The organism is Streptosporangium sp. NPDC006007 (assembly GCF_040614315.1).
Lineage (GTDB): Bacteria > Actinomycetota > Actinomycetes > Streptosporangiales > Streptosporangiaceae > Streptosporangium.
In genome coordinates this window covers 22,871-29,086 of record NZ_JBEXUG010000056.1, presented here as the reverse complement: position 1 = coordinate 29,086, position 6,216 = coordinate 22,871, and the positions used below count along the sequence as shown (strand labels likewise).

The 6,216-nt window shown below is 66.1% G+C and carries 12 protein-coding genes and 1 pseudogene; 7 read left to right on the top strand and 6 right to left on the bottom strand.

Annotation, left to right across the window (positions count from 1 at the left end; all coding sequences use genetic code 11):
* The first annotated feature begins 104 nt into the window (after positions 1 to 104).
* Positions 105 to 227, top strand: a complete 123-nt coding sequence (locus tag ABZ194_RS27850) for a hypothetical protein (protein WP_355599983.1) — start codon at positions 105 to 107, stop codon at positions 225 to 227.
* A 111-nt stretch (positions 228 to 338) separates the two neighbouring features.
* On the opposite strand, the gene ABZ194_RS27845 is transcribed toward ABZ194_RS27850, so the two are convergent.
* The 4 genes from ABZ194_RS27845 to ABZ194_RS27830 all read right to left on the bottom strand — a co-directional run bounded on the left by ABZ194_RS27845 (position 339) and on the right by ABZ194_RS27830 (position 1,386).
* Positions 339 to 500, bottom strand: a complete 162-nt coding sequence (locus tag ABZ194_RS27845) for a hypothetical protein (protein WP_355599982.1) — start codon at positions 498 to 500, stop codon at positions 339 to 341.
* 159 nt (positions 501 to 659) lie between these two features.
* Positions 660 to 950 carry a hypothetical protein gene (locus ABZ194_RS27840; protein WP_355599981.1) on the bottom strand — a complete coding sequence of 97 codons (291 nt, stop codon included), beginning with the start codon at positions 948 to 950 and terminating at the stop codon, positions 660 to 662.
* A 92-nt stretch (positions 951 to 1,042) separates the two neighbouring features.
* Entirely contained in the window at positions 1,043 to 1,174 is a 132-nt protein-coding gene (locus tag ABZ194_RS27835) for a hypothetical protein (RefSeq protein WP_355599980.1), read from the bottom strand.
* Between the two features lie 29 nt (positions 1,175 to 1,203).
* Positions 1,204 to 1,386, bottom strand: coding sequence for a hypothetical protein (locus ABZ194_RS27830; protein ID WP_355599979.1), 183 nt, complete (start codon positions 1,384 to 1,386; stop codon positions 1,204 to 1,206).
* A 341-nt stretch (positions 1,387 to 1,727) separates the two neighbouring features.
* Between ABZ194_RS27830 and ABZ194_RS27825 the strand changes: the two are divergent.
* The 4 genes and pseudogenes from ABZ194_RS27825 to ABZ194_RS27810 form a co-directional block, all read left to right on the top strand.
* A pseudogene (locus ABZ194_RS27825) lies at positions 1,728 to 1,964 on the top strand (helix-turn-helix transcriptional regulator); the annotation flags it as partial.
* Between the two features lie 147 nt (positions 1,965 to 2,111).
* Positions 2,112 to 2,510, top strand: coding sequence for a hypothetical protein (locus tag ABZ194_RS27820; RefSeq protein ID WP_355599985.1), 399 nt, complete (start codon positions 2,112 to 2,114; stop codon positions 2,508 to 2,510).
* A gap of 267 nt (positions 2,511 to 2,777) precedes the next feature.
* Complete coding sequence (locus ABZ194_RS27815; protein ID WP_355599978.1) at positions 2,778 to 2,981, top strand: hypothetical protein; 204 nt, start codon at positions 2,778 to 2,780, stop codon at positions 2,979 to 2,981.
* Positions 2,982 to 2,991: 10 nt separating this feature from the next.
* Positions 2,992 to 3,465 (top strand): hypothetical protein, encoded by a 474-nt coding sequence (locus ABZ194_RS27810; protein ID WP_355599977.1) that lies wholly within the window; start codon positions 2,992 to 2,994, stop codon positions 3,463 to 3,465.
* Positions 3,466 to 3,857: 392 nt separating this feature from the next.
* On the opposite strand, the gene ABZ194_RS27805 is transcribed toward ABZ194_RS27810, so the two are convergent.
* A complete protein-coding gene (locus ABZ194_RS27805; RefSeq protein ID WP_355599976.1) occupies positions 3,858 to 4,301 on the bottom strand; it encodes a hypothetical protein in 444 nt (147 codons plus the stop codon).
* On the bottom strand, positions 4,298 to 4,684 hold the full coding sequence (locus ABZ194_RS27800; protein WP_355599975.1) for a hypothetical protein: 387 nt from the start codon (positions 4,682 to 4,684) through the stop codon (positions 4,298 to 4,300). The genes ABZ194_RS27805 and ABZ194_RS27800 overlap by 4 nt, the downstream gene beginning before the upstream one ends.
* Positions 4,685 to 5,511: 827 nt before the next feature.
* Between ABZ194_RS27800 and ABZ194_RS27795 the strand changes: the two genes are divergently transcribed.
* Positions 5,512 to 5,988, top strand: coding sequence for a DUF2975 domain-containing protein (locus ABZ194_RS27795; RefSeq protein ID WP_355599974.1), 477 nt, complete (start codon positions 5,512 to 5,514; stop codon positions 5,986 to 5,988).
* A complete protein-coding gene (locus ABZ194_RS27790; RefSeq protein ID WP_046086987.1) occupies positions 5,988 to 6,209 on the top strand; it encodes a helix-turn-helix transcriptional regulator in 222 nt (73 codons plus the stop codon). Before ABZ194_RS27795 ends, ABZ194_RS27790 begins: the two co-directional genes overlap by 1 nt.
* Positions 6,210 to 6,216: the final 7 nt, after the last annotated feature.

Below are 6,216 nucleotides of genomic sequence, written 5' to 3'. Positions count from 1 at the left end.
CCGATGCCCGAATCTGACGGGCCACTACACGCTCGGGCCTCGGCGGCCCTCCCGCTCCCGATTCCCCCGACGCCTAAAGGCGACGGTCCCCTCGGCAGGCCCTGATGGAACCCATCGGCACACCGCTACTGATCGTCCGGCGTGTCATGCTCAGCCACGACGGCCGCCCGCTGGAGTTCGGTCCTTCCGGCAGGCCCCGCCGCTACCTCACCCATCGCTCCCTGTAGCGCCTTGGTGCCGAGAAGGCCCCGGCCCCCTCCTGTGCAGGCGGATTCAAGGGGCCGGGGCCAAACGGTGCGGCGGCGCATCAGGGGAAGTTCGCGCCGCCGCACCAGCCTTCAGACGGTGAGCTGTGGCGGTGGGAACTCCGGCCGCACGACTACCGGCACCTCACGGCCCACGGCGGTGATCAGTGAGGCCCCGTGGGGAAGCTCGCAGAAGACCACCATCTGACCGGCGGACCGGTCCGTGTTGCCGGACAGGGGAACGCGGTTACTCACCCGTCCCCACACCAGTCCCGGTCGGGCCGGAGCCGTCGTCCAGTCCTGCGCTCGCACCGGGGCCCATCCGGAACGGAGCGTTCTGCTCGCAGGCCAGCAGCAGGCCCCATCCATCACGCACCTCTTTCGCCAGTCGGACACGGGCCCCGTCCATCGCGCTCACACCGGACCTGCGCTCAACCTCGGCGCCGGAGGATGCAGGGCGCGCAGCCGGGCGTAGCGGCGGGCCACCCGCAACGCCGCCTGTTCGGGGTCGCCGCAGCGGGCCGAGGCGTACATCGGGCGCCGTTCCTGGGGGTGCCAGCCCGCGCACCACCAGTACCGGTCGCCGTTGGACCACACGATCAGCCCGGTCCAGACCGACACCAGCGCCAAACCGTACCCATCGTGCACATCGGATTCGATGCCCTGCCGGGCCAGAGCCGACCGCAACCGTTCTGCCGCCCGCACCGCCGGACAGTCATACGACGACACCGGCGACACCGGACGAGACTCCCGGGATGGCGGATACGGCACGATGCCCGCCCGGTCCCGCTCTCCCTTCACCGCGCCGACTCCAGCGCCCCGGTGATCAGGCCGGCCACCTTCTCCGGCTCCGTCTGCCTGACCTTCTGGAGGTCCGGTCCGTCGCGCAGGGACAGCAGGTAGGCGCCCGACCGTTCCCCGATGGTCACCGTAGCCTCACGCCATCCCTGCGGGCCGGTCACCACCAGCTCCGGCGGGAACCGCTCCAGCCGAACGACGGCCCGGACACTCCCGCCGCGCCGGCCTTGTCCTCGCGCACCGCCGACAGGCCCAGGCTGATGGTCTGGTGACACCGAGAGCGGATACCTTGCTCCCGCAAGAGCCGCTGCACCACCGCCAGCGCCTTGTCTTGACGCTCCACCGCCCTCTCCCCGATAGGGGAACGGGCACTAGAGTTCTCCATGGATCGCACCTCCAGCGTGCGGTCAAGGGCCCGTCCAGTGCGCAATCACTGAGACGGGCCCACTCTTTTACGATCTTGGATGAGAGCGAGAGCCACGCCATGCCTCCAGCGCAGAGCAGGAGAAGCATCGCGACTCCTGAGCGCAGGCCGTAGCCCTCGTTGTAAGAAGCGGAGAGGCACTCATAGGGCGATCGTCGCTGCGGGCATTGGCCCTGGTTAATGCCGTAGCACTGGCAGCACTGGGATTATTCTTCTCACGAATATCCGTGCGGTAGAACTTCCGCGCATAACCTAACGTTATGAGACAGGACCACGGCCGTCCCTCGCCTCAGTTCTGGTCTACGCCCGCCGTAGCAGCCGCTCTCGCGGAGTGCGACATCCCCGCCGTCCTCGCTGAGGTGCAGCGGGCCAACGGATGGACGCAGGGCCAACTGGCCGAGGCGGTCGGCTACTCCCAGAGCTGGGTTTCCAAAGTGCTGCGGAATCGTCAGCCGCTCACGGTGGACCAGGTCCGGGAAATATCAATCCGAATCGGACTTCCACTTCATTTGCTCCGATTCGGTGCCCGAGGGGATGACGATCCAACGAAACGCAGAGAATTCGGCAAGGCGGCGGCTTTCACGGCTCTCGCAGCCCTACCCCTGCCTAAACGTGCGGAGGTAGACGAAACCACCGCACCCACTTTGACCAACATCACCGGCGCCCAGCGACGCCTGGAGGCGACGACGCCCGCCAACGAGCTGGCCCGAGGAGCCATAGCCTATGTGAATCTGGCGAACCGTGTCCTGGGACGCGCCACCCGGTCCGGCTTCGCCCGTGACATCCGCGCGGTGATGAGCGAAGCCGCCGGGTTCGCCGCATGGCTTCACGCCGACATGCACGACATCGGCACCTCACGCACCTACTACCGTCTGGCGATCGACAGCGCCCGTCAGGCCAAACACTCCCTGCTGGCGGCTTACATGATCGGCAGTCTGGCCGCCTTCGAGATCGACGCCGATGATCCCCTGCCGGCGCTGGACCTCCTCGCCCAAGCACGGAGGGAACTCGGTGAACAGCCACCGGCGACCGCACGGGCATAGCTGTGCAGCATCGAGGCACTCGGCCACGCGACCGCCCATGACGCCCCCGCCGCCGTAGCCGCGTTACGAGAGGCCGAATCCGCGGTCATCACCGGCGAACGGGCGGCGGCACCGCCCTGGCCCTGGGTCTTCCCGTTCGACGACGCGAAGCTCGCGGGCTATCGCGCACTGGTCATGGTACGGCTCGGACGCGCGGACGAAGCCGTGGCCGCGTTCGCCGAGTCGTTGTCATCGGCCCAACCGGCCATCAAGCAACGCGGAGTGCTCATGACGGAGATCGCCACCGCCAAGGCCATGTCCGGAGATTACGACGAGGCTTTTCACCTGGTATCAAACGCCCTGACGGTAGGGATCACCTACGGATCAGAGCGGATCATCCAACGTGCCAGACGGTTCCGCCGAACCTACGGCGGTCCGATGACCGGCAGCGCCCGCGCGTTCGACGAGCGTCTTCGCGCGACCCTCCTTTAGAAAGAAGACCATGATCCGTATCGCCGTCTCCGGACACCGGGGCCTTTCCGCCATGACCACCACCCTGATCGACGACGCCATCCGCTCACTGCTCGCCGGACACGCCCCCGCGGTCACGGGCCTGTCCTGTCTCGCGGACGGAGCCGATCAGATCTTCGCCCGAGCCGTCATCGACCTCGGTGGAGTGCTGGAGGTCGTGACCCCCGCCAGACAGTACCGGGAGGGACTACCCGCCGAGGCGCACCAGGAGTACGACGCGTTGCTCATCGGAGCCGAGCGGGTTCACGCGATGGATTTCATCGAGTCCACCTCCGAGTCACACATGGCGGCCAGCCGATTCATGCTTGATCACGCTGATGAGCTCCTCGCCGTCTGGGACGGCAAGCCCGCCAGGGGATACGGCGGAACGGCGGACGTCGTAGCCGAAGCCAGAGAGCGAGGACTGAAGATTCATGTCATCTGGCCTGAAGGGGCTCAGCGTTGACGGCTCCGTCTGGTCGGTCTCCACGGCCCGCTCCGCGCGCCGATCCGGGTGGCGCGTGATTGGTGCCCCCGCCGCTCGATTGTCCGGGGCTCCCGGAACCTGTCAAGCCCGGCTGTGACCGTAGGGCAACCAGCACGCGAGGAAGGTCGCCGGGCGAGGTATACGCGAAGCCGGCCTTGACGGAACCCGCTCGCAGTCCCGGAGGCGGCAGCTATGGAGGCAGGGGGAGATGTGGGGCTCCCGTCGGTGTGGTCACGCTCGTACCGCGAAGGTGACCCTGGCCCCGTCAGGCCCGTTGCCCCTGCGGGCGGGACGAGGCAGGGGTGTATTCCAGGCCTTGTCGTTCTTGGGCTACCTGCTGTTGGCAGAGCGGCCCTGCCGCTTCGGGGTGACTAGCAGGCAACGAGATGCTTCACCACCTTCGCGGTCTCCTCGGCGGCCTCAACCCCTTGACTGAGACGCTCCAGGATGCTTTTCATGAGTCCTTCCCGGGCGATCGTGTCGGGGTCGAGCTGGGAGCCGGAGCGGATCCGGCAGTCGATGGCAAGTGCTGCCATCACGGGCTTGCCCACGAAGGCTTGCTCGAACAAACCCGCGAACTCATCGCCTTCAGCATCGCGTAACGCCTGGGCTTCATCTTCGCTCACCTGGGCGTAAACCCATAAGTTGACCGACATTACATGGCCCTCGACACAGTCGAAGACGAAGAAGTCATCGTCTTGTCTGGCCAGGCCAGAGGTTGGCATGTCGTAGCGGTCGAAGATCTCGATGGATTCGGTGTCGGGGGTGGGCAGCCAAGGTCGCTCTCCGATCCTCAGCTGGATCAGGTCGCTCACAGCTTGCCTTCCTTCCATGCCTTCGACTCGAAGCAGGCATCGAATCTCTGGCTATCATCATCAGTCCAAGGCCGATTCCCGTCCAGTGGCATTACCGACACGTGACCAGCGATCTTCTTCGTCGGGCTACGCCACACGCGAAAGCCTGCACTGCGGAGCTTCCCCACCGAGGCGTGGCGGACACCGTCGCCCGGCAGGGCACCGCTGGTCCGCCTGCGATTCACGGTTCCTGCTGCTTCATCGGGTGTCAGCTTGCCTGCTAGTAGCGATAGCTCCTGGGGGTCTTCATGGATAAACGGCCGGCACTTGAAGGAGTTTCCGCCGATGGGGGCGTGAATCGTGCCGTATTGGCTTACCCAGTCCTCGTCGCCGAGGTCGTCCATGGAACCGCCTGCTTGGTGGGGACGTGGTGCTGACGTGAGGAATGTACTCCTCCATGATCTCCCGTTGAGGGATTACCGATGGGCAATACTTTGCTTTGTGTTTAATGCGACTGTCGTTATGTCTGGAAAAGCCACTGGTTAGCGCTAGAGGGATTGGTGGCCGATTCCAGCAAGAGAATGAACGGAGACGCTCTCGCTGCGCTCTGCTGCGTGTGGCTGCCGGCGAGTGGCGCGGCGGCCCCGCCCTCTAGAGAGCGAGGCCGCCGCGGCGTGCTTGAGCTGAGGGCGGTTCACCCGGGGGAAGGGGTGCTGGACCGTGCGGTTGCCTGCCTCGCCTATACCCGCGACCGGCTATGAAAATCGGAGCGTACATGAGCAAATCCCGGGTGTCACTGTCCTTTTTTGCCATTGCTGCCCGCTTGTTCTGGTCGACAACGGCGTCTACGAAGATCGCGTAGACAGAACTCGCTTCTGCTGTTTCCGCTCTTCCCTCAGGTGGGAAAACACAGGTGGCTACGTCGCTCACAGCGCAGCGCCTTACAAATGAGATGTCGCTGGCTCGAACCCAGTAGTGCCCACCAGTCAGAACACCCCGTCTTCCAGGGCTTCGGCGTAGTCGGATGGCGTCCGATTCTCGCTCAAGCAAGGCCGGCTTCGACAAGATCAAGACGGTTCGCGCGAACGCCATGCCATGGGCGGGGACGACGGCGTCCCTCTACGGTGCGAAACCGCCGCCGGCCCTCCGCCTCGCCCCTTGCTTCACCTATCGAGATTCGATAGATTCTCATCGTAACTCGATGGAAGGGTGGGTCATGGGAAAACTGGCAGTGCGTGCGCTTCGCGCCGTGCTCGCGGTGGTGCTCGCCGGCACCGTGTTCGTACAGGCATCGATGGTGTGGGCGTTGGTCAGCGGGAGTGACCCGGAGGACGGGTCGCTCCCGCTGACCCCGCTGCGCGTGATCGCGATCCTGGGCATGGTGTCGGCCCAGGTCGCCCTGGTCGGCGTATGGCGGCTGGTGACGATGGTCCGGCGCGAAACCGTGTTCTCTCACGCCGCCTTCCGGTACGTGGACGCCGTGATCGGCGCGATCGTGGCGGCTGCCCTCCTGTGGTTCGCGGTCACGGCCCTCAACGCGCCGGGCCAGCGGGACGACCCGGGCGTCACCGTCATCATGGGCGGGGTTGGCCTGGCCATCCTGGGGGTCGCGCTCATCGTGCTCGTGCTGCGGATGCTGCTCGCCCAGGCCGTCGCGCGCGACGTCGAGGCGGCGCGGATGCAGGCCGAGCTGGACGAGGTGATCTGATGCCGATCGTCGTCGACATCGACGTGATGCTGGCCAGGCGGAAGATGTCCGTGGGCGACCTCGCGGACCGCGTAGGGATCACGCCCGCCAACCTGGCGGTACTCAAGAACGGCCGTGCCAAGGCGGTGCGCTTCGCGACGCTCGCCGCGCTCTGCGAGGTACTCAAGTGCCAGCCGGGCGACCTGCTGCGCTGGGAGGCCGAGGACGCCGCGGGCGGATGACGTGCCC

Coding starts and splice junctions, on each gene's coding strand:
- ABZ194_RS27850 (WP_355599983.1), top strand. CDS start 105: ATGGAACCCATCGGCACACCGCTACTGATCGTCCGGCGTGTCATGCTC.
- ABZ194_RS27815 (WP_355599978.1), top strand. CDS start 2,778: ATGACGGAGATCGCCACCGCCAAGGCCATGTCCGGAGATTACGACGAG.
- ABZ194_RS27810 (WP_355599977.1), top strand. CDS start 2,992: ATGATCCGTATCGCCGTCTCCGGACACCGGGGCCTTTCCGCCATGACC.
- ABZ194_RS27800 (WP_355599975.1), bottom strand. CDS start 4,684: ATGGACGACCTCGGCGACGAGGACTGGGTAAGCCAATACGGCACGATT.
- ABZ194_RS27790 (WP_046086987.1), top strand. CDS start 5,988: ATGCCGATCGTCGTCGACATCGACGTGATGCTGGCCAGGCGGAAGATG.